The sequence below is a fragment of the Caulobacter sp. FG7 genome (assembly GCF_057808875.1).
In genome coordinates this window covers 65729-88754 of the sequence record NZ_JBMDIW010000014.1, presented here as the reverse complement: position 1 = coordinate 88754, position 23026 = coordinate 65729, and the positions used below count along the sequence as shown (strand labels likewise).

Here is a 23026-nt window from a genome sequence, read left to right as displayed (position 1 = left end):
GTTGGGCTCATGCACGGGGCCAATTCGCAGGGTGCGGCAAGGAGTCTCGCGCATGAAGACGGCGTTCATCGGTCTTGGCGTCATGGGCTTTCCGATGGCGGGCCACCTGCAGGCCGCCGGCCACGCGGTGACCGTCTATAACCGCACCGCGCAGAAGGCCGCCCGCTGGGTGGAAAAGCACGGCGGGACGAGCGATCCGACCATCGCCGGGGCCAGCAGGGGCGCGCAACTGGTCGCCCTGTGCGTGGGCAACGACGACGACGTCCGCGCCGTGGTGGCGGAAATCCTTCCTGCGCTGGAAGCGGGGGCGATCATCGTCGACCACACCACCACCTCGGCCAAGGTGGCCCGCGAGATGGCCGATCTCTGCGCCGCCAAGGGCGTGGGCTTTCTCGACGCGCCGGTCTCGGGCGGCCAGGCGGGGGCCGAGAACGGCCAGCTGACCATCATGGTCGGTGGCGACGAGGGATTTTACGCGGCCGCGGAGCCGGTTCTGAACGTCTACGCCAAGGCCATGCGCCGCATGGGCCCGTCGGGCGCAGGGCAGCTGACCAAGATGTGCAACCAGATCGCCATCGCTGGCGTGGTGCAGGGCGTGGCCGAGGCGCTGCATTTCGCAAAGCGCGCGGGCCTGCCGACCGACGACGTGCTGGCGGCGATCTCAAAGGGCGCGGCCCAGTCGTGGCAGATGGAGAACCGCTGGGGGACGATGTCGCGCGGCGAGTTCGAGTTCGGCTTCGCGGTCGACTGGATGCGCAAGGACTTGGGGATCGCTCTGGACGAGGCCGCCAGCAACGGCGCGACCCTGGAGGCCACCAAGCTGATCGACGGCTTCTATGGCGAGGTGCAGGCCATGGGCGGCAATCGCTGGGACACCTCCAGCCTCGTGGCGCGGCTGGAAAAGCCGTGAGCGACGCCACCGCCAACCTGACCGGGGTCTGGCAGGGGCTCTACTCCTACCCTGCGGCCGTCGCGCCCGTGCCGTTTACCGCCACCGTGCTGGAGAGCGGCGCGTGGGTCAGCGGGGCGGTGCACGAGATCGCCTATGACGAATACGGCGTGGCCGAGGTGTTCTCGACCCTGCTGGGCAAGCGCTCGGGCACCAGCCTGACCTTCACCAAGACCTATGACGGGACGGCCGGGTGGGAGCACGACGTCTTCTATGCCGGCACGCTCAGCGCCGACGGCTCGGAAGTGGAGGGGACCTGGACCCTGCCGGGCGAGTTCTCGGGCAAGTTCCTGATGATCCGATCGCAGGGGGCTCGCGCGGCGAACCTGCGCGAGGCCTTCGAAACCGTCCGCGCATGAGGAGCGCCATGATCCGTTCGTTCGCCGCCGGCCTGACCCTGGGCGTCGCTCTTTTGGGAACGGCGGTGATGGCCGCGCCGGCCGTGACGCCGAAGGAAGGCGACTTCGTCGTTCGGGACTTCAAGTTCGGTTCGGGCGAGACCCTGCCGGAGCTGCGGCTGCACTACACCACCCTGGGCGAGCCCAGGCGCGACGCGCAAGGCAGGGTGACCAACGCGGTGATGGTGCTGCACGGCACCGGCGGTTCGGGGAAGCAGTTCCTGTCGCCGCAGTTCGCCGACGAACTGCTGGTTCCGGGCGGCCTTTTGGATCCGGCCAAGTGGTACGTGATCCTGCCCGACGGCATCGGCCACGGGAAATCGTCCAAGCCTTCGGACGGGCTGAAGGCGAGGTTTCCGCACTACGACTACGACGACATGGTGCGCGCCCAGCACCAGCTGCTGGTCGAGGGGCTGAAGGTCGATCGCCTTCAGCTCTTGATGGGCACGTCGATGGGCTGCATGCACGGCTTCGTCTGGGGCGAGACCTATCCCGGCTTCGCCGCCAAGCTGGCCCCGTTCGCCTGCCAGCCGGTCGCCATCGCCGGCCGCAACCGCATGTGGCGCAAGATGACCATGGACGCCATCAAGGCCGACCCGGCCTGGAACGGCGGCGACTACGTCCAGCAGCCGATGCAGGGCCTGCGCACGGCGACCGACTTCCTGATCATCGCCGGCGCCTCGGCCCTGCCGATGCAACTGGCCCTGCCGACCCGCGAGGCGACCGACAAGGCCCTGGAGGCCGACTTCAATCGTCGGATCGGCGGCCTCGACGCCAACGACCTGCTCTACCAGGTCGACGCCTCGCGCACCTACGACCCGTCGGCGGGCCTGGAGAAGATCGAGGTCCCGGTCCTCTGGATCAACTCGGCCGACGACTTCATCAATCCGCCTGAACTGGGCATCGCCGAGCGCGAGGTGAAGCGGCTGAAGCGCGGGCAGTTCGTGCTGCTGCCGGCCAGTGAAAAGACCAAGGGGCACGGCAGCCATACCTGGGCGGTGCTGTGGAAGGACCGGCTGGGGGTGTTCTTGGCGCAATAACCCTCTCCCTGAAGGGGGAGGTGTCGCCGAAGGCGACGGAGGGGGATGTGTCTGCTGAGATTTGAGCGGGAAGGGCGGTCGAGGTCGCTTCCCCCTCCGGCCCTCCGGGCCACCTCCCCCTTCGGGGGGAGGATCTGGATCATCCCACCAGCGCGAGCCAGGCCTCTTCGTCCATCACCTGCAACCCGCGCTCGCGGGCCGTGCGCAGCTTGGCGCCCGCGCCGGGGCCGGCGACCACGAGGTCGACGGCCTTGGTCACCGACAGCACCACCCGCGCGCCCATGGCCGCCGCGAGATCCTGGGCGTCGGGACGGCTCATGGTGTCGAGCTGGCCGGTGAAGACGACGGTGCGGCCGGCCAGGCGGCGCTCGGCGCCGAGGGGCAGGACGGGCCGAGGGGGCGGCGTGGCCTTCCTAGGAAGATGGCGACTCTGCGAGGGGGCGTAGCCGCCCTGGTCCAGCCGCCCAAGCGTCAGGCCAATGCGGCTCGGCAGGTCGTGGATGCGACCAGCGCCGGTATTGGCCGCGGCCGCCAAGGCTACCGCGCCGCAGGCATAGGCGTCGCCGGCCGCGTCGTGGTGCTTGAAGCTGACGCCGAGGTGCCGGCCGACCACGTTCAGCTTGTGCGAGGGCAGGTCGGGCCAGACGCTGCGGGCGACCTGCACGGTGCACATGTAGTCGAAGGCCGGCGGCGTGATGCGATAGTGCTCGCAGGTGCGGCGGATGACGCTGATGTCGAACGATGCGTTGTGGGCCAGCACCAGGGCGCCGTCGAGGTCGGCCCGCAGCCGGTCGAGCACGGCGGGAAACTCGTCGGCGTCGCGCACGTGGTTCGGTCCGATGCCGTGGAAAGCGATGTTGAACGGCGCAAAGCGCATGTCCCACGGCCGGATGTAGTGGTGGTCGACGCGGGCGACCGCGCCGTCCTCGATAAAGGCCAGACCGATCGAGCACGGGCTCGACCGGGTCTCGTTGGCCGTCTCGAAGTCGATGGCGACGACCTTCATCAGCCGGCGACCAGGGCCAGCCACTCGTCCTCGGTCATCACCTGGATGCCGAGGTCCTGGGCGGTCTTGAGCTTGGAGCCCGCGCCGGGTCCGGCGACGACGAGGTGGGTCTTCTTGGACACCGACGAGGCGACCTTGGCGCCGAGGCTTTCGGCCTGGGCCTTGGCTTCGTCGCGGGTCATCTTCTCCAGCGAGCCGGTGAAGACCACGGTCTTGCCGGCGACGGCGGTGTCGGTCTTGGGCTTGGCCACGGCCTGGACGTCGAGCTGGGCCAGCAGGTTCTCGACCTTCTGGCGGTTGTGCTCTTCGGCGAAGAAGCGGGCCAGGGACTGGGCGGCGACGGGGCCGACGCCGTCGACGGCGGCCAGCTGCAGGTAGTCCTCGCCCGGCGCGCCCTTGGCGGCCTGCGCCAGGCCTTCGGCGAAGGCCTCCCAGGTTCCGTAGCGCTGGGCCAGGGCCGCACGGGCCGGCTTGGTCAGCTTGGGAACCACCTGGCCGATCTTCAGCTCCAGGTCTTCCGACTGCGGCCAGGGATCGGCGGGCACGCCGGCGCGGCCGGCCTCGACCAGCAGGTCCAGGGCCTTGGGGCCGACGCCGGCGGCGGTCGACAGTTCCAGATAGGTCGCGCCCGGCAGGCCGGCGGCGGCGGCCTCGGATGCGGTCTGCAGGTCGGCGAAGGTGTCGAAGTGGCGGGCCAGTACGGTCGAGGTGGTCTCGCCGATGTCGCGGGCGCCCAGGCCGTAGATCATGCGGTCCAGACCGATGGTGCGGCGGGCCTCGATGCCGGCGACCAGGTTCTTGACCGAGGTCTCGCCGTAGCCGTCGCGCTCACGCAGGGTCGCCAGTTTCTCGTCGTCCTTGGCCAGGGCGAAGATATCGGCCGGTTCGTTGATCCAGCCCTCGTCGAAGAAGGCCTGAAGCTGCTTTTCGCCCAGGCCTTCAATGTCGAAGGCGCGGCGGGAGACGAAGTGGCGCAGGTGCTCGACGCGTTGGAACGGGCAGGCGAACTCGCCGGTGCAGCGACGGACGACGGACTCGATCCCGTTGGCGTTGGTCTCGCGGGCCAGCTGCGTCTTCAGGGGGCACTCGCAGACGTGCGGAAACGCATAGGGCTCAGCGCCTTCGGGGCGTGCGGCGAGGTCGATCTCGACGATCTGCGGGATCACGTCGCCGGCGCGTTGCAGCACGACGGTGTCGCCGATGCGGGCGTCGAGGCGAGCGATTTCGTCGGCGTTGTGCAAGGTGGCGTTGGTCACCGAGACGCCGCCGACGGTGACGGGCTTTAGGCGCGCCACCGGCGTGTGGGCGCCGGTGCGGCCGACCTGGATGTCGATGGCTTCCAGGATGGTCCTGGCGCGCTGGGCCGGGAACTTGCGGGCGATGGCCCAGCGGGGCGAGCGCGAGACGAAGCCCAGGCGCCGCTGCCGCTCCAGGTCGTCGACCTTGTAGACCACGCCGTCGATATCGAACGCCAGCTGCGGGCGCAGGGTCTCGAAGCGGGCATAGATGTCGAGCAGGCCTTGCGCGCCCTCGACCCGCTCGGCCGGCGGGGCGGTGGTGACGAAGCCCCATTCTTTCAGCTTGCCCAGCGCCTCGGACTGGCTGGCGGCGAAGGGTTCCGACACCAGGCCCCAGGCATAGCCGAAGAAGCGCAAGGGGCGCGTGGCGCTGATCTTCGGGTCGATCTGGCGCAGCGAGCCGGCGGCGAAGTTGCGCGGGTTGGCGTAGGTGCGCTGGCCGGCTTCCTCGGCGGCCTGGTTGAAGGCGGCGAAGGCTTCGAGCTCGACATAGACCTCGCCGCGGATCTCGATCACGTCCGGCCAGCCCGCGCCCTTCAGGCGGTGGGGGATGTCGGCGATGGTCTTGAGGTTGGCGGTCACGTCCTCGCCGACACGGCCGTCGCCGCGGGTGGCGCCCTGCACCAGTACGCCCTTTTCGTAGCGCAGCGAGGCCGACAGGCCGTCGATCTTGGGCTCGGCCATGTAGAAGACCGGCTCGTCGGCGGCCAGGCGCAGGAAGCGGCGGATGCGGGCGTCGAACTCGGTCGCCTCGTCGTTGGAGAAGGCGTTGTCGAGGCTGAGCATCGGCACGCCGTGCTCGACCGGCGAGAACTGCGCCGAACGTGCGGCGCCGACCTTCATCGACGGCGAGTTCTCGCGGACCAGGTGGGGGAAGTGCGCCTCGATGTCGGCGTTGCGGCGCTTGAGTTCGTCGTAATCGGCGTCGCTGACCGTGGGAGCGTCGTCCTGATAGTAGCGCAGGTCATGGCCGGCCAGTTCGTCGGCCAGGCGTTCCAGCTCCTCGACGGCTTGGGCTTCGGTGAGATCGGAGACGGGGATCAGGGGCACGGGTCGGCGAATCCGGTTGCGGTCGGCGCGGCAGGTTAGCCGATGCCGCGCGCCTGTTCCTCCTCTCCTTTGGGCGAGGAGAGCCTCCTCCTCGCGGAGGTCAGGCTTCCAGCATCGCCAGGAGGGCGAAGCTGGCCAGCCAGTGCTCGCCCATATAGTCGCCGGTGACGTGGGGCAGGGCGGTGGTCAGGTGCAGGTCGGCAGCCTCCAGCGCCACCGCGGCCACTTCAGGAGGCGCGTCCCTGGCCACGGCGCGCCAACACCACGCCCTAGAGAGGGAAAGCCCGTCGAGGTGGGCGATCTTGCCGTCGGTGCGGTCGTTGACGCTGGGCGGGGTGAACAGGGTGGCGGGCTGGCGGTCGGCCAGATCCGGCAGGAAGGCGGCGAACCAGGCGGCGAAGGCTTCCGGCTGGAGGCGACGCATGGCCAGGGCCTCGACCAGGGCGGACGACAGGAAGTCGTCGCCCGACGGCTCCCAGGCCTGGCAGTTGCGATCCTGGCCGTACCAGGCGGCGGCCTTGGCCGCGAGCAGGGCGCGGAACTCGGCGTCGCCGCTGGCGTCGGCGTAGTCGGCGGCCAGGGCCAGGGCGAAGGCGGTGTTGGAGTGCACGCCGGCCCGGATCGGATAGTCGGCGATCGGCAGGAAAGCCCGGTAGCGGGCGACGAAGGCGTCGGCCAGCGGCTGCAGGATCGCCGCCCAGGGGGCGTCGTGGGCCAGGAGTTCGGCCTGGAGTTTCAGGAGCCAGGCCCAGCCGTAGGGACGCTCGAAGCCGCGGCTTTCGGGACGGGCGAGATAGGCGAGCTCGGCGGCGACCTTCTCCTGCGTGAAGGCGTCGTCGAACAGGGCGCGGATCGCCGGAGCTTCGGCGATGCCGGGATGCAGGCGCAGGATCGTCGCCAAGGTCCAGTAGCCGTGGACGCAAGAGTGCCAGTCGAAGCTGCCGAAGAAGATCGGGTGCAGGGCGCGGGGGCCTTGGGCGTCGGCGTCGCCCGCCATTACGTGGTCGAGCTTGTTGGGATACTCGCGGGCGACGTGGCCCAGGGCGGCCCGGGCGAAGCGGGCGGCGGTCTCAGCGGAAGGCGAGGACATACATCAGGACCATGTTGATCAGCAGCATCAGCACCGCCGTCGGCGCCTGGGCCTGGATGACGGCGTAGCGGTTCTTCAGCTGGAGGAGGGCGGCGGGGACGAGGTTGAAGTTGGCGGCCAGCGGGGTCAGCAGGGTGCCGCAGAAGCCCGACAGCATGCCGATGGCGCAGACCACGGCCGGGTCGCCGCCGAAGCGGCCGATCACCAGCGGCAGGCCGATGCCGGCGGTCATCACCGGGAAGGCGGCGAAGGCGTTGCCCATCATCACCGTGAAGATCGCCATCCCCAGGCAGTAGGCGACGACCACGGCCAGGCGGCTGTCGACTGGAGTGATCGCCAGGGTGATGTCGCCGATGGTCTGGCCCACGCCCGCCAGGGCGAAGACCGCGCCCAGCGCCGCCAGCATCTGCGGCAGCAGGGCGGCCCAGCCGACGAGGTCCATTAGGCGGCGGCCTTCCTGAAGCGGTGCGCTGACGGGCTGCTTGAACAGGCGTTGGGCCAGGATCGCGGCGACGACGGCGGCGATGGCCAGCGAGACCAGCGTCGCCTGCTTGGGATCGACGACGTGCTGGCCGTTCCAGGTCAGGGCCTTGAACGTGAAGGTGCCGGCCAGGACGATCACCGGGATCAGCAGGGCGGGCAGGAACAGCTTGAGGCCGAAGCGCTGCGCCATCTGCGCGCGCTCTTCGCCCGTGGTGGTGGCGGGCTGGCCCACGCCCAGGCGGCCCGTGCCGGCCAGCAGGGCCAGCGCCACGACCAGGAAGCCGTTGCCCAGGTCGCCCAGGCTGTCGCCGAACAGGAAGCTGATCGCGAACAGGCCCCAGAACGCGGCGTTGCCCAGGCGCTTGGGGTTGGCCTTGTCGCCGGCGCTCATCGCGGCGAAGGCCGTGAACATGAAGCCGGCGAGCAGATAGACGAGCGGCAGGCCGATCATGATTTTGCTCCCCGGCGCGAGAGCTTGCGGTCGAAGAGCAGCAGGCGCGCTCCGTGAACGAGGAAGGCGCAGATCGCCGTCGGGATGGCCCAGACCGACAGGTGCAGGGGCTCCACCACCAGGCCGTTCTGGTCGAGGAAGCCGACGATCAGCAGGATCGAGCCGATGGCCATGAACACGTCCTCGCCGAAGAAGACGCCGACATTGTCGGTGCCGGCGCTCATGGCCTTCACCTCGTCGCGGGTCGCGTCGTCGAGTTCGCCCTGGTTCTCGGCGGCGGCCTCGGCCATGGGGGCGACGAGAGGGCGGACGGTCTGGGCGTGGCCGGCGATCGAGATCAGGCCCATGGCCGCCGTCAGCTGGCGCAGCAGCAGGTAGACGACCAGGATACGCCCGGCGGTGGCGGCCTTCAGGCTCTTGATCGCCATCCGCGCGCGCTCCTGCAGGCCCGAGCGCTCGAGCACGCCGATGGCCGGCAGGATCAGCCAGGCGATGCTGACATAGCGGTTCTGGTTGAAGGCCTTGCCGAAGGCGGCCAGCACCTCCAACGGGCCAAGGCCGGCGGCCAGGCCCGAGGCCATGGCGGCGCAGACCACCACCAGCAGCGGATTGAACCTCAGCGCGAAGCCGAGGACGATCACGCCCACGCCGATCAAGGGCAACATGCGGCAGATCCCCCGTCTTCGAATCCGCCAGGACCGTCCGACGGCGAAAGGGCTCTGGCAAGTACGATCCCGTCTAACGCTGGTCGCTTGACGTCGGCGCCCGTCGGCGCGACGCTCAACTCAACAATGATAACTTACGGGAGCAAGCGTCATGGCCGACGGAACCGGCGCGATCGCCGCATCGATCAAGGACCAGGTCAGCGAGGCCGAATGGCAGGCCCGCGTCGACCTGGCGGCCCTCTATCGCCTGGTCGCCCTGCACGGCTGGGACGACATGATCTTCACCCACATCTCGGCCCGCATCCCTGGCCCCGAGCACCACTTCCTGATCAATCCCTACGGCATGTTCTTCGGCGAGATGACCGCCTCGTGCCTGGTGAAGGTGGATCTGGAGGGGAACGTCATCGACAAGACGCCGTACTTCATCAATCCGGCGGGCTTCACGATCCACTCGGCGATCCACGCCGCGCGCGAGGACGCCCAGTTCGTGATGCACCTGCATACCGACCAGGGCGTGGCGGTGGCCGCCCATGCCGAGGGCCTGCTGCCTCTGAGCCAGCAGGCGCTGATCGTCACGCCGCAGCTGGCCTATCACGACTATGAGGGCATCGCCCTGAACCTGGACGAGCGCGAACGGCTGGTGGCCGACCTGGGCGACAAGCGGCTGATGCTGCTGCGCAACCACGGCACCCTGGCCACGGGCCGCACGGCGGCCGAATGCTGGCTCGGGATGTTCTTCCTGGAGCGCGCCTGCGCCCAGCAGGTGATGGCTCTCAGCGCAGGGCGCGATCACGTGCTGCTCGCTCCGGAGGCAGCCCAGGCCGAGGTTCGCAGCCAGACGGGGATGGGCCTGGGCATGATCGCGGGCCTGGCCTGGCCCGGTTGCCTGCGTCAACTGGACCGCCAGTCCCCGGGCTACGCGGATTAGCCGGCTGCGGTCAAGTTTGGCGACCGACGTTACGTCAAGCTAAAGCTTTGCAACTGTTTCAAAGTTGAAATGTCACGTAATTCTAGTGTCACTAGACGCGGGTCTAGGGTGGGGTCATATGTCGCCCCAACCTAGACCTTAAGGGCGCCGGTTCAACGGCGCCGGAGCGTATTTGTGATCCGCAGGCACTTCTTCCTCATCGCGGCCGGGGTCGCGTTGGTTCTGATGATCCTGGCCGGCGGAGCCAAGCTGCTGCTTGGCGGCAAGGCCGAAGGGCAGGGCGGCCCTGGCGGTCGCGCCACGGCTGTGTCGCAGGTCAAGGTCGGCGAGCGTCCCTTCACCGATCGCATCGAAGTGCTGGGCGTGGCCAAGGGCCGCCAGTCGGTGACGATCACCTCCAACACCACCGAACTGATCACCGCCGTCCACTTCACCGACGGCCAGCTGGTCTCGCGCGGCCAGGTCCTGGTCACCCTGAAGGACGACCAGGAGGCCGCCGACATCGCCCAGGCCCAGGCCAACCTGGACCAGGCCAAGCGCAACTACGACCGCTGGAAGACCCTGGCCGACAAGGGCATCGCCCCGCGCGCCACCGCCGAGCAGAACCTGGCCGCCTACGAGAGCGCCAAGGCCGCCCTGGCCTCGGCCAAGGCCCAGCGCCTGGACCGCGTGATCCGCGCGCCGTTCGCCGGCCGCGTCGGCATCTCCGATGTCGCCCCGGGCACGCTGATCGCGCCGGGCGGGGCCATCGTCAGCCTGGACGACGCCTCGGTCGTGCGTGTCGACTTCGCCGTGCCCGACCGCTATCTCGCCACCCTGCGTGACGGCCTGCCGATCAAGGCCAGCCCCGACGCCCTGCCGGGCGAGACCTTCCAGGGCCAGATCGCCCAGATCGACACCCGCATCGACGCGGCTACCCGCGCCATCAAGGCTCGCGCCGAGTTCCCCAATCCGGGCGGCCGGCTGAAGCCGGGCATGCTGGTCAAGGTCGCCATCGACCAGGGCGTGCGCCAGGGCCTGGCCGTGCCGGAAGCGGCCGTGCAGTTCGAAGGCCAGCAGGCCTCGGTGTTCCTGGTCGCCAAGGGCGAGAAGGGCCAGGTCGCCCGCCGCACCAACATCACCACCGGCCTGACCGCCGACGGCTTCGTCGAGATCCGCTCGGGCCTGAAGGCCGGCGACGTGGTGGTGGCCGATGGCCTCAACCGCGTGCAGGACGGCGGCGCGGTGCGCGACGTGGCCAAGCCGGTCGGCGGCCCGGGCGCGCAGGGCGGCAAGCCCGGCCAAGACCGTAAGGCCGGCTGATGCTGTCCGACATCTCCGTCCGCCGCCCGGTATTCGCCGCCGTCGCGGCGATCATCCTCTGCGTCATCGGCCTGGCGGCCTTCGGCTCGCTGCCGATCCGCGAACTGCCCAACGTCGACCCGCCGGTGGTGTCGATCTCGACCGTCTATCGCGGCGCCTCGGCCGAGGTCATCGAAGAGCGCATCACCCAGGTGATCGAGCGCCAGGTGTCCGGCATCCAGGGCATCGACCGCGTCAACAGTTCCTCGCGCGACGGCCGCTCGCAGATCAGCATCACCTTCCGCCTGGACCGCGACCTGGACGCCGCCGCCAACGACGTGCGTGACGCCGTCAGCCGGGTCTCGGCCAACCTGCCCGACCAGGCCGACCCGCCGCAGATCGCCAAGGCCAACGCCGACGCCTCGCCGATCATCATCCTGAACCTGACCTCGACGACGCTGGATCCGCTGGAACTGGCCGACTACGCCGACCGCTACTTGGTCGAGCGGATGTCGACCATCGACGGCGTGGCCCAGGCCAACCTGTTCGGGGCCAAGATCTACGCCATGCGCATCTGGCTGAACGCCGACGCCATGGCCGCCCGGGGCGTGACCGTCAGCGACGTCGAGGACGCGCTGAACGCCCAGAACCTGGAGCTTCCGGCCGGCTCGCTGGAAAGCAGCGCCAAGGACTTCACCATCCGCGTGGCCCGCGCCTACGCCACGCCGGCCGACTTCGCCCGGCTTCCGATCCGCGCGGCGGACGGCAACGGCTTCGTGCTGCGCCTGTCGGACGTGGCCCGCATCGAGGAAGGCCCGGACGAGCGCCGGCGCCTGTTCCGCGGCAACGGCGTCGACCAGGTCGGCATCGGCCTGACCCGCCAGTCGCAGGCCAACGACGTCGCCATCTCCGAGGCCGTCCGCAAGGAGGTCGAGGTCATCAACCAGACCCTGCCGCCCGGCACCAAGCTGGTGGTGGCCGTGGACAACTCGGTGTTCACCGCCGAGGCCATCCACGAGGTTTGGATCACCATGGGCATGTCCGTCGCCCTGGTGGCCCTGGTCAACCTGATCTTCCTGGGCAGCTGGCGTTCGGCGCTGATCCCCTCGATCGTCGCGCCGATCTGCATCCTGTCGACCTTCATCGTCCTGGCCCCGCTGGGCTTCTCGCTGAACCTTCTGACCCTGCTGGCCCTGGTGCTGGCCGTCGGCCTGGTGGTCGACGACGCCATCGTCGTGGTCGAGAACATCCAGCGCCGGGTGGACGAGGGCGAGCCGGCCCTGATCGCCGCCCAGCGCGGCTCGCGCCAGGTGTTCTTCGCGGTGGTGGCCACCACCATCGTGCTGATCTCGGTGTTCGCGCCGCTGATGTTCCTGCCCGGCTATATCGGCCGCCTGTTCGTCGAGCTGGCCGTGGCCATCGCCGCCGCCGTGGCCTTCTCGGCCGTGCTGGCGCTCAGCCTCTCGCCGATGATGGCCTCCAAGCTGCTCAAGCCCGCGCACGGCGGGGGCTGGTTCAACAAGCGCATGGACTGGGCGATGGACCGGCTGAAGGACAGCTATCGCGCCTCGCTCGAAAGCCTGCTGGGCGTTCGCGCCGCCAGCTTCGCCGCCGGCGGGGCGGTGATCCTGCTGGCCGGCTTCGCCGCGCTGCTGTTCGTCAGCCTGCCCAAGGAGCTGGTGCCGGCCGAGGACCGCGGCCGCGTCGACATCCAGATCAGCGCGCCGGAAGGCGCGGGCTTCGACTACACCGCCGGCATCGGCGCCAAGATCGAGAAGATCATGGCCCGCTACCGCGAGGACGGCATTGCCGAACGCACCATCCTGACCATTCCGCGCTTTGGCCAAAGCCAGTTCAATTCGGGCAATGGCGTGGTGGTGCTGAAAGGCTGGGGCGAGCGCGACAAGACCGCCGACGACGTGGCGGCCGAGCTCAACAAGGACCTCTCCAAGATCACCGGCGTGCGCGCCGTGGCCAGCGTGCGCGGCGCCTTCCAGCGCGGCGGGGGCGGTGGCGGCGGTGGCGGCACCAACGTCGACCTGATCGCCGTCGGCAACGACTACGTGCAGCTGTCGAACTGGCTGAAGCCGATCCTGGCGGCGGCCCAGGAGAACCCGGGCTTCTCGCGTCCGCGCATCGACTACGAGCCGACCGCGCCGCGCCTGTCGGTGCAGATCGATCTCGACAAGGCCGCCAGCCTGGGCGTCTCGGCCCAGGCCGTGGGCCGGGCGCTGGAGACCATGTTCGGTTCGCGCCAGGCGACGACCTACATCAAGAACGGCCAGGAATACGACGTCATCCTGCAGACCGAGCTCGATCAGCGCCGCAGCGTCGCCGACCTCGACAAGCTGCAGGTGCGCACCAACGCCGGCGGCCTGGTGCCGCTGTCGACGGTGGTCAAGACCGAGCTGCGGGGCGACACCCCGGACCGTCCGCGGGTCGACCGCCTGCGCTCTGTGACCCTGACCACGCAACTGTCGCCCGGCTACACGGTCGAGGACGCCGTGAGCTTCTTCCAGGCCCAGGCCGGGCAGCACCCCACGCCCGGCGTCAGCATCAAGTGGGGCGGCCAGGCCAAGGACTATCTGGAAGGCTCGGGCGGCATCGCCATCGCCTTCGGCCTGGCCCTGCTGCTGGTCTTCCTGGTGCTGGCCGCGCAGTTTGAAAGCTGGATCCACCCGGCGGTAATCATGCTGACCGTGCCGCTGGCGGTGCTGGGCGGCCTGTTCGGCCTGGTCATGGCCGGCTCGACCATCAATACCTACAGCCAGATCGGCCTGATCATCCTGATCGGCATCGCCGCCAAGAACGGCATCCTGATCGTCGAGTTCGCCAACCAGCTGCGCGACGAGGGGCTGAAGGTCACCGAGGCGGTGATCGAGGCGGCGGCCTTGCGCCTGCGCCCGATCATCATGACCTCGATCGCCACGGCCATGGGCGCCTTGCCGCTGCTGCTCTGGACAGGGGCGGGGGCGGGAAGCCGCCAGACGATCGGGGCCGTGATCTTCTTCGGCGCGATCGTGGCGACCCTGCTAACGCTGTTCATCGTTCCGGTGTTCTACAACCTGCTCGCACGCTTCACGAAATCTCCGGAGTGGACGGCGCGGCAGATCGAGGACTATGAAGCGCGCGAAAAGGCGGGCGAGGGGCATACCTCACCCGTATAAACGGGTGAGGAAGCATGGCTGACGGGTCTCTGACGGCCAAGAGGCAGGAAATCGCGCTGCTGCGGCGTCTCGAGGAACGCATTCTCTGGCTGGCGTCGTGGACGATCCACAACGCCAACCACCTTCGTCAAAGCCGCGACGGGCTGAAGGTCGGCGGTCACCAGGCCTCGTGCGCCTCGATGACCACGCTGATGACGGCGCTCTACATGAAGGCGCTGCGGCCGCAGGACCGGGTGGCGGTCAAGCCGCACGCCAGCCCCGTCTTCCATGCCATCCAGCACCTGTTCGGCCGCCAGAACCTGGACAAGCTGAAGGCCTTTCGCGCCCTGGGCGGCGCGCAGTCCTATCCCTCGCGCACCAAGGACGTCGACGACGTCGACTTCTCGACCGGGTCGGTGGGCCTGGGCGTGGCGGTCACCGCCTTCGCCTCGCTGGCCCAGGACTATCTGGCCGCGCGCGGCTCGGTGAAGCCCGAGAGCATGGGACGGATGATCTCGCTGCTGGGCGACGCCGAGCTGGACGAGGGCAACATCTATGAAGCCCTGATCGAGGCCTGCAAGCACGACCTGCGCAACACCTGGTGGATCGTCGACTACAACCGTCAGAGCCTGGACGCGACGACCAAGGACCGGATGTTCACCCGCTATGGCGAGATCTTCGAGGCCGCCGGCTGGACCGTCGAGACCCTGAAGTGGTCCAAGCGCCAGCGCGAAGCGTTCGAGCGGCCCGGCGGGGCGGCGCTGAAGGCCTGGATCGAGACCGCGCCCAACGACCTCTATTCGGCGCTGACCTACCAGGGCGGCGCGGCCTGGCGCGAGCGGTTGACCGCCGACCTGGCGGGCGACGCCGACGCCCTGGCGCTGATCGCGACCTACAAGGACGTCGACCTCGGCGAGTTGATGACCGAGCTGGGCGGCCACTGCCTGGAGACGATCCTTGAGGCCTTCGAGCGGGCGTCTCGCGACGACGCTCCCCGGTTCTTCATCGCCTACACCGTCAAGGGCCTGCGGCTGCCGTTCCAGGGCCACAAGGACAACCATGCGGGCCTGATGAACCCCACCCAGATCGCGGAACTGCGCGAGCGCCTGGGCGTGGTCGAGGGCGAGGAGTGGGACGCCCTGTCGGGCCTGTCCTCGGCCGAGCGCACGGCGCTGAAGGGCCTGGTGGCCCGCGCGCCCTTCGCCCTCGCCAATGATCGCAATTACACGGCGGCAAGCGTGGCGACGCCGACGCAGGACGAACTGCTGTCCGCGGTTGCTGGCGGCGGCGAGCAGTCGACTCAGGCCGCCTTCGGCAAGGTCATGTTCGACATCGCCGCCCGCAAGGACGAGTTCGCCGGCCGGGTGGTGACCACCTCGCCGGACGTGACGGTGTCGACCAACCTCGGCGGCTTCGTGAACCGGCGCGGCGTTTTCCACCGCCGGGCCCACGAGGACGTCTTCAAGCGCCGCCGCATCCCCTCGGCCCAGGTGTGGTCGATGGGCGAGACGGGCCAGCACGTCGAGCTGGGCATCGCCGAGAACAACCTGTTCATCGCCCTGGCGGCGCTGGGCCTGACCGCGCCGCTGTTCGGCGAGCGGCTGTTCCCGGTCGGCACCCTCTACGACCCCTTCATCGCCCGCGGCCTCGATGCCCTGAACTATGCCTGCTACCAGGACGCCCGGTTCCTGCTGGTGGCCACGCCGTCCGGCCTGACCCTGGCCCCTGAAGGCGGCGCGCACCAGTCGATCGGGTCGCCCCTGATCGGCATGAGCCAGCCGGGCCTCGACAGTTACGAGCCTGCCTTCGCCGACGAGACAGCGGTGCTGATGGCCCACGCCTTCGAGCGCATCCAGGCCGCCGACGGCTGCTCGACCTATCTGCGCCTGTCCACCCGATCCATCGCCCAGCCCGAGCGCGCCGACGCGGCCTGGAAGGCCGGCGTGGTCGAGGGCGCCTATTGGCTGAAGCCGCCGGCGCCGGATGCGCGCCTGGCCGTCGTCTATAGCGGGGCGTTGGCTCCGGAAGCGCTGGAGGCGCATGCGGCCCTGTTGGAGGACGAGCCGGGCGCAGGCCTTCTGGCCGTCACCTCGGCCGACGTGCTGCACCGCGACTGGACGGCCGCCGGCCGCTCGCGCTGGACGGACGGCGCCAAGCGTGTCTCGACGGTGGAGCGGCTGCTGGCCGACCTGCCGCGCGAGGCGGGCCTGGTGACCCTGGTCGACGGCGCGCCGGCGACGCTGTCGTGGCTGGGCTCGGTGCACGGCCATCGACTGCGGGCGCTGGGCCTGGAGACCTTCGGCCAGTCGGGGGACCTGCCGGATCTGTACGCCAAGTACCGGCTGGACGCCGACGCGGTGCTGGACGCCTGCGCGGACCTGCTGGCTTAGGCGGAGGGCCCCCTCAGTCGCTCCGCGACAGCTCCCCCAGAGGGGGAGCATCTTCTTGGCGCGGGGCTGCTAGATCCTCCCCCGCTGGGGGAGGTGGCCCAAAGGGCCGGAGGGGGTCAGCGCGTCCCCGGATCCGGCAGCGGGTCGATCCCCACGATCAGGCCGTCGCGGATGAGGTAGGCGATGATGGCGGTGTTCTGCGACCACAGGCGGCCGTCGGGACGGCGCAGGGCGATCTCGACGTCGGCGTGGACCCAGCCGTCGGCCTGGCGGCGCACACGCATCAGGCTGATCTCGACCCCGGCCATGGCGAACTGGCGCTCGAAATAGCCGCGGGCGGCTTCCAGGCCCGACACCTCGCCGCCTTCCAGCACGTTGGCGAAGGCGACTTCGGGATGCAGCTGGGCGACCACGGTTTCGAGGTCGCGGCGGCGCGTCGCCTCGAAGTGCCGGGTCAGCAACACTTCAGCCTTCGCCATGCTACGCCTCGTCCAAACGCTCGACGATATCCATGCGCGACACACGCTCGTCCTGGAACGTGTAGATATGTCGCACGCAGCTGTCGGACCAGAGCCGGCCCTCCAGGTTATGCACAGTCTGGTTCGTGGCCACGGCGATACGGCCGTCTTCCATCACCGTGAAGTCCATGGGGGCGGCCTCGACCCGGACCATGCCGTCGCGCCGCGCCCAGAAGGCCCGCATCGCCTCGACCCCCACGACCCGGCCGCCGCCGATCTGGTCGGGCCAGTCGACGGCGGGATCCAGCTCGGCCGCGAAGGCGTCGAAGTCGCCTTTGTTGTAGGCATCGTAGAGCCGGGTCAGGAGGGCGATGCGCGGGGTCATGGTGCTGGCGTGGCGGGGGCTGTCGCGGCCGAGGGCTCGGGCTTGTAGCCGGTCTCGACCTTCAGATAGGCGATCAGATCGATCCGGTCCTGGGGATTGGACAGGCCCGCGAAGGTCATCTTCGTGCCCGGCAGGAAGGTGCGCGGGTTGTCGAGCCAGTGGTCCAGGCGCTCGGCGTCCCAGGTGAAGCCGGCGTTCTTGACGGCGTCCGAATAGGCGTACTTCGGATGGGTCCCGGCCTTGCGGCCGAACACGCCGTAGAGGTTGGGGCCGGTCATGTTCGGGCCGCCCGGGGTGATCGTGTGGCATGAGCGGCAGAGGGCGAACTTGCTCTGGCCGTTCAGCAGGTCGCCGGTGTTGTAGGGGGCGGGGAGGGCGGCCAGGGCGGCGGCCTTCTCGGCCGGGGTCGGAGGCGGCGGAGGGGGCGTCGCCGCGGCGCCTTCGCCGGAGGTTTCGCCGCCCTTCGAGCAGGCGGCCAGAGACAGGCTGATGGAAAGGCAGAGCGTCGCGGTGGCGACGACGGTGAGGGTACGCATCACAATCCCCGTAGGCGTTATGTCGCAAGGCTTGCGACGCCGCGCCGCATTCAAATCCAAGCCGGTTTCTGACCCGTGAATTCATCGCGGAACGACGTTATTCGGTCAAGGTCTTGCCGCAGTTCAAAACGGCTCCCTGCGACATCGTCTGCTATCCGCCGGGATTCGTTGGAAAAATGTGATTTCGAGAACCGTGGGTATGCACGGAAGAATTTGACCGTCGTTAACCATGATTCTACCGAAGAAGGGCGGGGGCTGATCCCGCACCCTTAAGAAGCGGAAACCGTCATGGACTGGAACGAGGAACGTACCGCCACGCTCAGGAAGTTGTGGCTCGAAGGGTTGAGCGCCAGCCAGGTGGCGCGCCAGTTGGGCGGCGTCAGCCGCAGCGCCGTCATCGGCAAGATCCACCGATTGGGCATCACCGTCCGCGAGACCCCGGTGCGCCAGCGCGCCGTCACCGTCCGGGTGTCGCGCCAGGCCCCGCGGGCTCGCACCAGCGCTCCGGCCCAGGCTCGTCCGGCCGCCCGTGCGCTGACCTCGGTGATGGAAGAACTGACCCCGACGGCCGGCATCCTCGACCTGTCGATGCATTCGTGCCGCTGGCCGATCGGTAACCCGGACGCCGGCGACTTCGGCTTCTGCGGCCGCGAGACCACCAGCAAGCGCGCCTCGTACTGCCCCGACCACACCCAGGGCGCCTTCCGCCGCTTCCAGAGCTCGGCCGATATCGACGCCTGGACCCGCCAGAGCCTGCCCCAGGAACGCCGCGTCCTCTGACGCGCCTTCAAGCCCTCTCAGAGAGAGACATCCAATGATCCTCATCGAGAACGCCGCCGGCAGCAGCCAGGTGATCACGATCATCCAGGAATTCGCGGGCCACTCGGTCTCGCGCGACCTGCAGCCGGGCGACGCCGCCCAGATCCCGGTCGGCCAGTTCAAGTCGATCGTCGTGCGTGAGACCTATCCGGAAGACTGGATGAGCCGCGTGCGCAGCCGCCAGGCCGCTGCCTGAGGCCCGTAGAGGTTCGATCTTCGCGGAACAGCGCGCTCGCCCGTAGGGAGGCTGGAGCCAAGCGCTGAGGATCGCGAAGCCGGATCGGCGAAATCAGTGACAGTCCGCGTAAAGAACGACCCCCGCGAACCCGGTTCGCGGGGGTCGTCTTTTTTCAGGCCGGCGCTGTCGGCGAAGCCGTGGCGCGGATCAGTTCGTTCAGCAGCAGGCGGCCGCGCGGCCAGGCGCCGTGGCCGGAGTCGACGTTGATGTGACCGGCCCGGCCCAGGTCGACGAAGCGAGAGCCCCAGCCCCTGGCGAAGGCCTCGGCGCGCTCGATGGCCACATAGGGGTCGTCGCGGCTGGCGACCACTAGGCTCGGGAAGGGCAGGCGCGGCCGGGGGATCGGCGAGAAACCGATCAGCAGCCGGCCGGCCGGGCCCTCGCGATTGACGTCGGCCGGGGCCACCAGCAGGGCGCCGCGTACGCCCCGGCCTCCGGTCACCTGGGCCAGATGGCAGACCAGGGCGCAGCCCAGGCTGTGGGCAACCAGGATCGCGCCGGGGCGGCTTCGCACGGCCTCGGCCAGGCTGATGGTCCAGTCGCCCAGGGTGGGCCGCTCCCAGTCGACCTGGTCGACGCGCTCGGCGGCTGGCAGGGCGCGCTCCCAGTGGCTCTGCCAGTGATCGGGACCGGAGTTGTAGAGGCCGGGCACGATCAGGATCGGCGGATCGGCGGCGGGATCGGGCGACGAGATGAAAGACATCGCTGAACTCTTCAAGACGGGGCCGCGCGAAGCGGATTTGTGCTGCTTGTCGCTCTCGCGAGGCGGGAGGATCAAATCAGATCAATTCAATAGGAATTGAGAAGCGCTGATGACACCATGCTGGCAGCAGGCCGCCTTGCCCTCGATCCGGGGAACGCCCAAGCTCGCGATCCGTTTTGGACAGCGGCCCGCGCGCGCGGCCGGACAACGCCAGGAGCGTGCATGAGTCCCGACGACACCCTGGTGCTGGCCTCCACTTTCGAGGCGTCCGACACGCCGCTGGCGCGCTATCGCGCCGTGCGCGAGCGCACCGAGACCCTGGCCGCGCCGCTGTCGCCGGAGGACCAGGCGGCCCAGTCGATGCCCGACGCCAGCCCGACCAAGTGGCACCGGGGGCATACGACCTGGTTCTTCGAGACCTTCCTGCTGGCCCCGTATGCGCCGGGCTACAAGCCCTACGACGCGGCCTTCGGCTACATCTTCAATTCCTACTACGAGGCCATCGGGCCGCGGCAGCCGAGACCGCAGCGGGGGCTGCTGACGCGTCCGTCCTGCGCCGAGGTCGGGGCCTATCGCCGGCATGTGGACGCGGCCATGGCCAGGCTGCTGTCGGGCCCGCTGTCGCCCGAGATCCTCGAACGGCTGGAACTGGGCCTCGCCCACGAGGAGCAGCACCAGGAGCTGCTGCTGATGGACATCCAGCACCTGTTCGGCCAGTCGCCGCTCTATCCGGCCTATCGCGAACGTCCGGATGCTCCGCGCCCCGATGCGCCGGCGCTGGGCTTCGTCGGCTTCGAGGGCGGCGTGACGGCGATCGGGGCCGAGCCGGGCGGCTTCGCCTTCGACAACGAGCGGCCGCGTCACCGGGTGTTTCTCGAACCCTTCCGCCTGGCCGACCGGCTGACCACCAACGGCGAGTGGCTGGGTTTCATCGAGGACGGCGGTTACGAGCGGTCCGAGTTCTGGCTGTCGGACGGCTGGGCCACGGTCCAGGAGCAGGGGTGGCGGGCGCCGCTCTACTGGCGCCAGGACGAGGACGGCGCCTGGAGCGCGTTCGGCCTGGCCGGCCGCCGGCCGCTGGATCTCGCCGCGCCCGTGGCTCACGTCAGCTATTACGAGGCCGCCGCCTTCGCGACCTGGGCCGGCGCGCGCCTGCCCACCGAGGCTGAATGGGAGGCCGCCGCGCGCTCTGACAGGGACCTGCGGCAGATGTCTGGCGAGGCCTGGCAGTGGACCGCCAGCGCCTATGCCGCCTATCCCGGCTTCCGCCCCGGGGCGGGGGCCCTGGGCGAATACAACGGCAAGTTCATGGTCAACCAGATGGTCCTGCGCGGCGGGGCGGCAGGCACGCCGCCGGGCCATGCGCGGGCCAGCTATCGCAACTTCTTCCACCCCGCCCAGCGCTGGATGTTCTCGGGCGTGCGCCTGGCGCGCGACGGGGCGGGCGGCCGCGAGAGAGCCATGGACGCCGGATTCCGCGACGATGTGCTGGCGGGCCTTTCCGCCGACGCCAAGAGCCTGCCCAGCAAATACTTCTACGACGCCGAGGGCTCGCGGCTGTTCGAAGAGATCACGGTGCTGCCGGAATACTATCCGACCCGCACCGAGACGGCGCTGCTGCGCCGCATCGCGCCGGAGATCGCCGCCCGCATTCCCGAGGGCGCGGCGATGATCGAGTTCGGCAGCGGGGCCAGCACCAAGACCCGCATCGTGCTGGACGCCGCACCGCAATTGGCGGTCTACGCGCCGATGGACATCAGCGCCTCGGCCCTGGACGCGGCCGCCGCCGCAATCCGCGCCGACTATCCCAAGCTGGCCGTGGCGCCGGCCGTGGGGGACTTCACTCATCCGCTGGGCCTGCCGGCGGCGGCGCGGGGACGACCGACGGTCGGCTTCTTCCCGGGCTCGACGATCGGCAACTTCCCGACGGACGAGGCGATCGCCTTCCTGACCGCGGCGCGGGAGCTGCTGGGCCCCGGGGCGCTGTTCGTGGTGGGAGCCGACATAGCCAAGGGCGAGGACGTGCTGATCCCGGCCTATGACGACGCGGCGGGCGTGACGGCGGCGTTCAACAAGAACCTGCTGGCGCGGATCAACCGCGAATTGGACGCGACCTTCGATCTCGACGCCTTCGCCCACCGGGCCGTCTGGAATGCCGCCGAGAGCCGCATCGAGATGCACCTGGTCAGCCTGCGCGACCAGACGGTCGAGATCGCCGGCCGGCCAATCGCCTTCGCGGCCGGCGAGACCATCCACACCGAGAATTCCTACAAGTACGACCCCGAGGCCTTCGCCGCGATGGCGGACAAGGCCGGCTGGCGCGTCGAGGCGCGCTGGATCAGCGAGGCGCCGGCGTTCGGTGTCTTCGCGCTTCGCTCCTGAGAGCGGAAAAGAAGAAGTCGCGGCCGGCCGCTGGATGGCGGACAGCCCAAGAGCCCGGATCGGCAAGACCGATCCGGGCCCTAAAATCCTGATACGTGCGCCACCACCGTCGGCTGCGTCGCCCGTCCCCCCCTCGGCCGCGGCATTCCTTAAAGGTCGCGAGCGCCGAGGCGGCCGCCGCCACGCGACGAGGAACCGCCCTTGCGGCCGGCATTGGCGGCCAGGTCGCGGTCCTTGGCGAAGCTGCGCTTCTCGCTGGGAACGCTAGCGCCGCCCTTGCGAGCTATCTCGCGGCGACGTTCCGGATCCATGGCGGCGAAGCCTCGGCGGCCGCGGGGCCGTTCGCTGTCGAGGTCCATGTCTTGCTCCTAATCGGGACTGGTAACGGGAGGAACGGAGACCGGAGCGGCGCCATAGGGCCGATCGTCCCCCGGCTGCACCGGAGGCGGCTCAAGCGGGACTTCGTCGGGCGTCGTGCCCGGCGGATCGTCCGGCGTTTGCGGCTCCAGCGGAGGCGGGGCGTCGGGGTCGGTCATGGCGTCGTTCCAGTGTTCCGGTGAAGTAACCGGTGAAGCCGAGTTCGGTTTCACGTGTCAGGCGAGACAAATGCAGCGTTAAGGACGATTGTCTGGGGAAAAGGCAGGCTGAGAGCGATGCGCAAGAGCACCTTGGAGGGTGGTAAATCCTCATTAATTACAAGGCATTGGAGGCTGATTGCGGGCGTCGTGGCGGGGGCTTTGGGATGGCTTTTCGCCCGCCAGATAAATCTGCCCGAAAGCACGCATATTTTGATCGGGTGGGACGTCGGCGCCGCAATTTACGCCGTTCTGCTGTGGCGCCTGTTCCTCACCACCGATGAAGCGACGCTGCGGGCCAAGGCCGCGGCCGAGGACGAGGGGCGCTCTCTGATCCTGTTGATCGTGCTGTCGGCCATCGCCGCCAGCCTGGCCGCGGTGGTGGCGGCGATGATCGGCGCGCGCTCACAGGCGGCCTTCGCCAGGAACCTGACGGCGGCCTGCGCGGGCGTCACCCTGGTGCTGTCGTGGGTCGTGCTGCACTCGGTGTTCGTGCTGCACTACGCTCACCGCCATTTCGGCGCGGGGGCGGGGAAGGGCGGGTTCGGCTTCCCCGGCGAGCCGGCCCGCACCTACAAGGACTTCGTCTACCTGGCCTTCAGCATCGGGGCGACCTTCCAGGTCTCCGACAACGACGTGCGCACCGGGGCCTTGCGCAACCTCGTCACGGCACACGCCGTGACGGCCTATTTCTACAACACCGCCATCCTGGCCCTGGGGATCAACATCATCGCCGGGGTGGTGGCGGGGTAGCG

21 protein-coding genes are annotated in these 23026 nt (G+C 69.3%); 11 read left to right on the top strand and 10 right to left on the bottom strand.

Features of this window, described 5'->3' with window-relative positions:
• Positions 1–52: 52 nt before the first annotated feature.
• The 3 genes from ACODR1_RS13320 to ACODR1_RS13310 are packed head-to-tail and all read left to right on the top strand — an operon-like array spanning position 53 to position 2387.
• Positions 53–910 (top strand): NAD(P)-dependent oxidoreductase, encoded by an 858-nt coding sequence (locus ACODR1_RS13320; RefSeq protein ID WP_488880876.1) that lies wholly within the window; start codon positions 53–55, stop codon positions 908–910.
• A complete protein-coding gene (locus ACODR1_RS13315) occupies positions 907–1308 on the top strand; it encodes a hypothetical protein (protein ID WP_488880875.1) in 402 nt (133 codons plus the stop codon). Before ACODR1_RS13320 ends, ACODR1_RS13315 begins: the two co-directional genes overlap by 4 nt.
• 8 nt (positions 1309–1316) lie before the next feature.
• Positions 1317–2387 (top strand): alpha/beta fold hydrolase, encoded by a 1071-nt coding sequence (locus ACODR1_RS13310; RefSeq protein ID WP_488880874.1) that lies wholly within the window; start codon positions 1317–1319, stop codon positions 2385–2387.
• Positions 2388–2526: 139 nt separating this feature from the next.
• Here the strand turns inward: ACODR1_RS13310 and ACODR1_RS13305 are convergent, their stop codons facing one another.
• The 5 genes from ACODR1_RS13305 to ACODR1_RS13285 all read right to left on the bottom strand — a co-directional run bounded on the left by ACODR1_RS13305 (position 2527) and on the right by ACODR1_RS13285 (position 8430).
• Entirely contained in the window at positions 2527–3417 is an 891-nt protein-coding gene (locus ACODR1_RS13305) for an exonuclease domain-containing protein (RefSeq protein WP_488880873.1), read from the bottom strand.
• Positions 3393–5741 carry an NAD-dependent DNA ligase LigA gene (gene ligA / locus ACODR1_RS13300; RefSeq protein ID WP_488880872.1) on the bottom strand — a complete coding sequence of 783 codons (2349 nt, stop codon included), beginning with the start codon at positions 5739–5741 and terminating at the stop codon, positions 3393–3395. The genes ACODR1_RS13305 and ligA overlap by 25 nt, the downstream gene beginning before the upstream one ends.
• A gap of 100 nt (positions 5742–5841) precedes the next feature.
• Positions 5842–6831 carry a DUF2891 domain-containing protein gene (locus tag ACODR1_RS13295; protein WP_488880871.1) on the bottom strand — a complete coding sequence of 330 codons (990 nt, stop codon included), beginning with the start codon at positions 6829–6831 and terminating at the stop codon, positions 5842–5844.
• Positions 6812–7765 (bottom strand): DUF979 domain-containing protein, encoded by a 954-nt coding sequence (locus ACODR1_RS13290; protein WP_488880870.1) that lies wholly within the window; start codon positions 7763–7765, stop codon positions 6812–6814. Before ACODR1_RS13290 ends, ACODR1_RS13295 begins: the two co-directional genes overlap by 20 nt.
• A complete protein-coding gene (locus ACODR1_RS13285; protein ID WP_488880869.1) occupies positions 7762–8430 on the bottom strand; it encodes a DUF969 domain-containing protein in 669 nt (222 codons plus the stop codon). Before ACODR1_RS13285 ends, ACODR1_RS13290 begins: the two co-directional genes overlap by 4 nt.
• Before the next feature lie 151 nt (positions 8431–8581).
• Here ACODR1_RS13285 and ACODR1_RS13280 point away from each other — a divergent pair, with 151 nt between their 5' ends.
• The 4 genes from ACODR1_RS13280 (at position 8582) to ACODR1_RS13265 (ending at position 16175) form a co-directional block, all read left to right on the top strand.
• Entirely contained in the window at positions 8582–9358 is a 777-nt protein-coding gene (locus ACODR1_RS13280) for a class II aldolase/adducin family protein (RefSeq protein ID WP_488880868.1), read from the top strand.
• 174 nt (positions 9359–9532) lie between these two features.
• A complete protein-coding gene (locus ACODR1_RS13275) occupies positions 9533–10660 on the top strand; it encodes an efflux RND transporter periplasmic adaptor subunit (RefSeq protein WP_488880867.1) in 1128 nt (375 codons plus the stop codon).
• A complete protein-coding gene (locus ACODR1_RS13270) occupies positions 10660–13806 on the top strand; it encodes an efflux RND transporter permease subunit (protein ID WP_488880866.1) in 3147 nt (1048 codons plus the stop codon). The genes ACODR1_RS13275 and ACODR1_RS13270 overlap by 1 nt, the downstream gene beginning before the upstream one ends.
• Before the next feature lie 14 nt (positions 13807–13820).
• Positions 13821–16175, top strand: coding sequence for a transketolase (locus tag ACODR1_RS13265; protein WP_488880865.1), 2355 nt, complete (start codon positions 13821–13823; stop codon positions 16173–16175).
• A 116-nt stretch (positions 16176–16291) separates the two neighbouring features.
• Here the strand turns inward: ACODR1_RS13265 and ACODR1_RS13260 are convergent, their stop codons facing one another.
• Genes ACODR1_RS13260 through ACODR1_RS13250 form a run of 3 tightly spaced genes read right to left on the bottom strand, consistent with a single transcriptional unit; the run spans position 16292 to position 17554 of the window.
• Complete coding sequence (locus tag ACODR1_RS13260; protein WP_488880864.1) at positions 16292–16654, bottom strand: nuclear transport factor 2 family protein; 363 nt, start codon at positions 16652–16654, stop codon at positions 16292–16294.
• A 1-nt stretch (position 16655) separates the two neighbouring features.
• Positions 16656–17018, bottom strand: coding sequence for a nuclear transport factor 2 family protein (locus tag ACODR1_RS13255; protein ID WP_488880863.1), 363 nt, complete (start codon positions 17016–17018; stop codon positions 16656–16658).
• Positions 17015–17554, bottom strand: coding sequence for a c-type cytochrome (locus ACODR1_RS13250; RefSeq protein ID WP_488880862.1), 540 nt, complete (start codon positions 17552–17554; stop codon positions 17015–17017). Before ACODR1_RS13250 ends, ACODR1_RS13255 begins: the two co-directional genes overlap by 4 nt.
• Before the next feature lie 288 nt (positions 17555–17842).
• Between ACODR1_RS13250 and ACODR1_RS13245 the strand changes: the two genes are divergently transcribed.
• On the top strand, positions 17843–18334 hold the full coding sequence (locus tag ACODR1_RS13245; protein ID WP_116570088.1) for a GcrA family cell cycle regulator: 492 nt from the start codon (positions 17843–17845) through the stop codon (positions 18332–18334).
• Positions 18335–18368: 34 nt separating this feature from the next.
• On the top strand, positions 18369–18569 hold the full coding sequence (locus tag ACODR1_RS13240; RefSeq protein ID WP_101717610.1) for a hypothetical protein: 201 nt from the start codon (positions 18369–18371) through the stop codon (positions 18567–18569).
• Between the two features lie 154 nt (positions 18570–18723).
• On the opposite strand, the gene ACODR1_RS13235 is transcribed toward ACODR1_RS13240, so the two are convergent.
• Complete coding sequence (locus tag ACODR1_RS13235) at positions 18724–19314, bottom strand: alpha/beta hydrolase (RefSeq protein WP_488880861.1); 591 nt, start codon at positions 19312–19314, stop codon at positions 18724–18726.
• Between the two features lie 222 nt (positions 19315–19536).
• Here ACODR1_RS13235 and egtB point away from each other — a divergent pair, with 222 nt between their 5' ends.
• Positions 19537–21696, top strand: coding sequence for an ergothioneine biosynthesis protein EgtB (gene egtB, locus ACODR1_RS13230; RefSeq protein ID WP_488880860.1), 2160 nt, complete (start codon positions 19537–19539; stop codon positions 21694–21696).
• Positions 21697–21845: 149 nt separating this feature from the next.
• On the opposite strand, the gene ACODR1_RS13225 is transcribed toward egtB, so the two are convergent.
• On the bottom strand, positions 21846–22055 hold the full coding sequence (locus ACODR1_RS13225) for a KGG domain-containing protein (RefSeq protein WP_058350544.1): 210 nt from the start codon (positions 22053–22055) through the stop codon (positions 21846–21848).
• 429 nt (positions 22056–22484) lie between these two features.
• On the opposite strand from ACODR1_RS13225, the gene ACODR1_RS13220 reads away from it, so the two are divergent.
• Positions 22485–23024, top strand: a complete 540-nt coding sequence (locus ACODR1_RS13220) for a DUF1345 domain-containing protein (protein ID WP_488880859.1) — start codon at positions 22485–22487, stop codon at positions 23022–23024.
• Positions 23025–23026 lie beyond the last annotated feature (2 nt).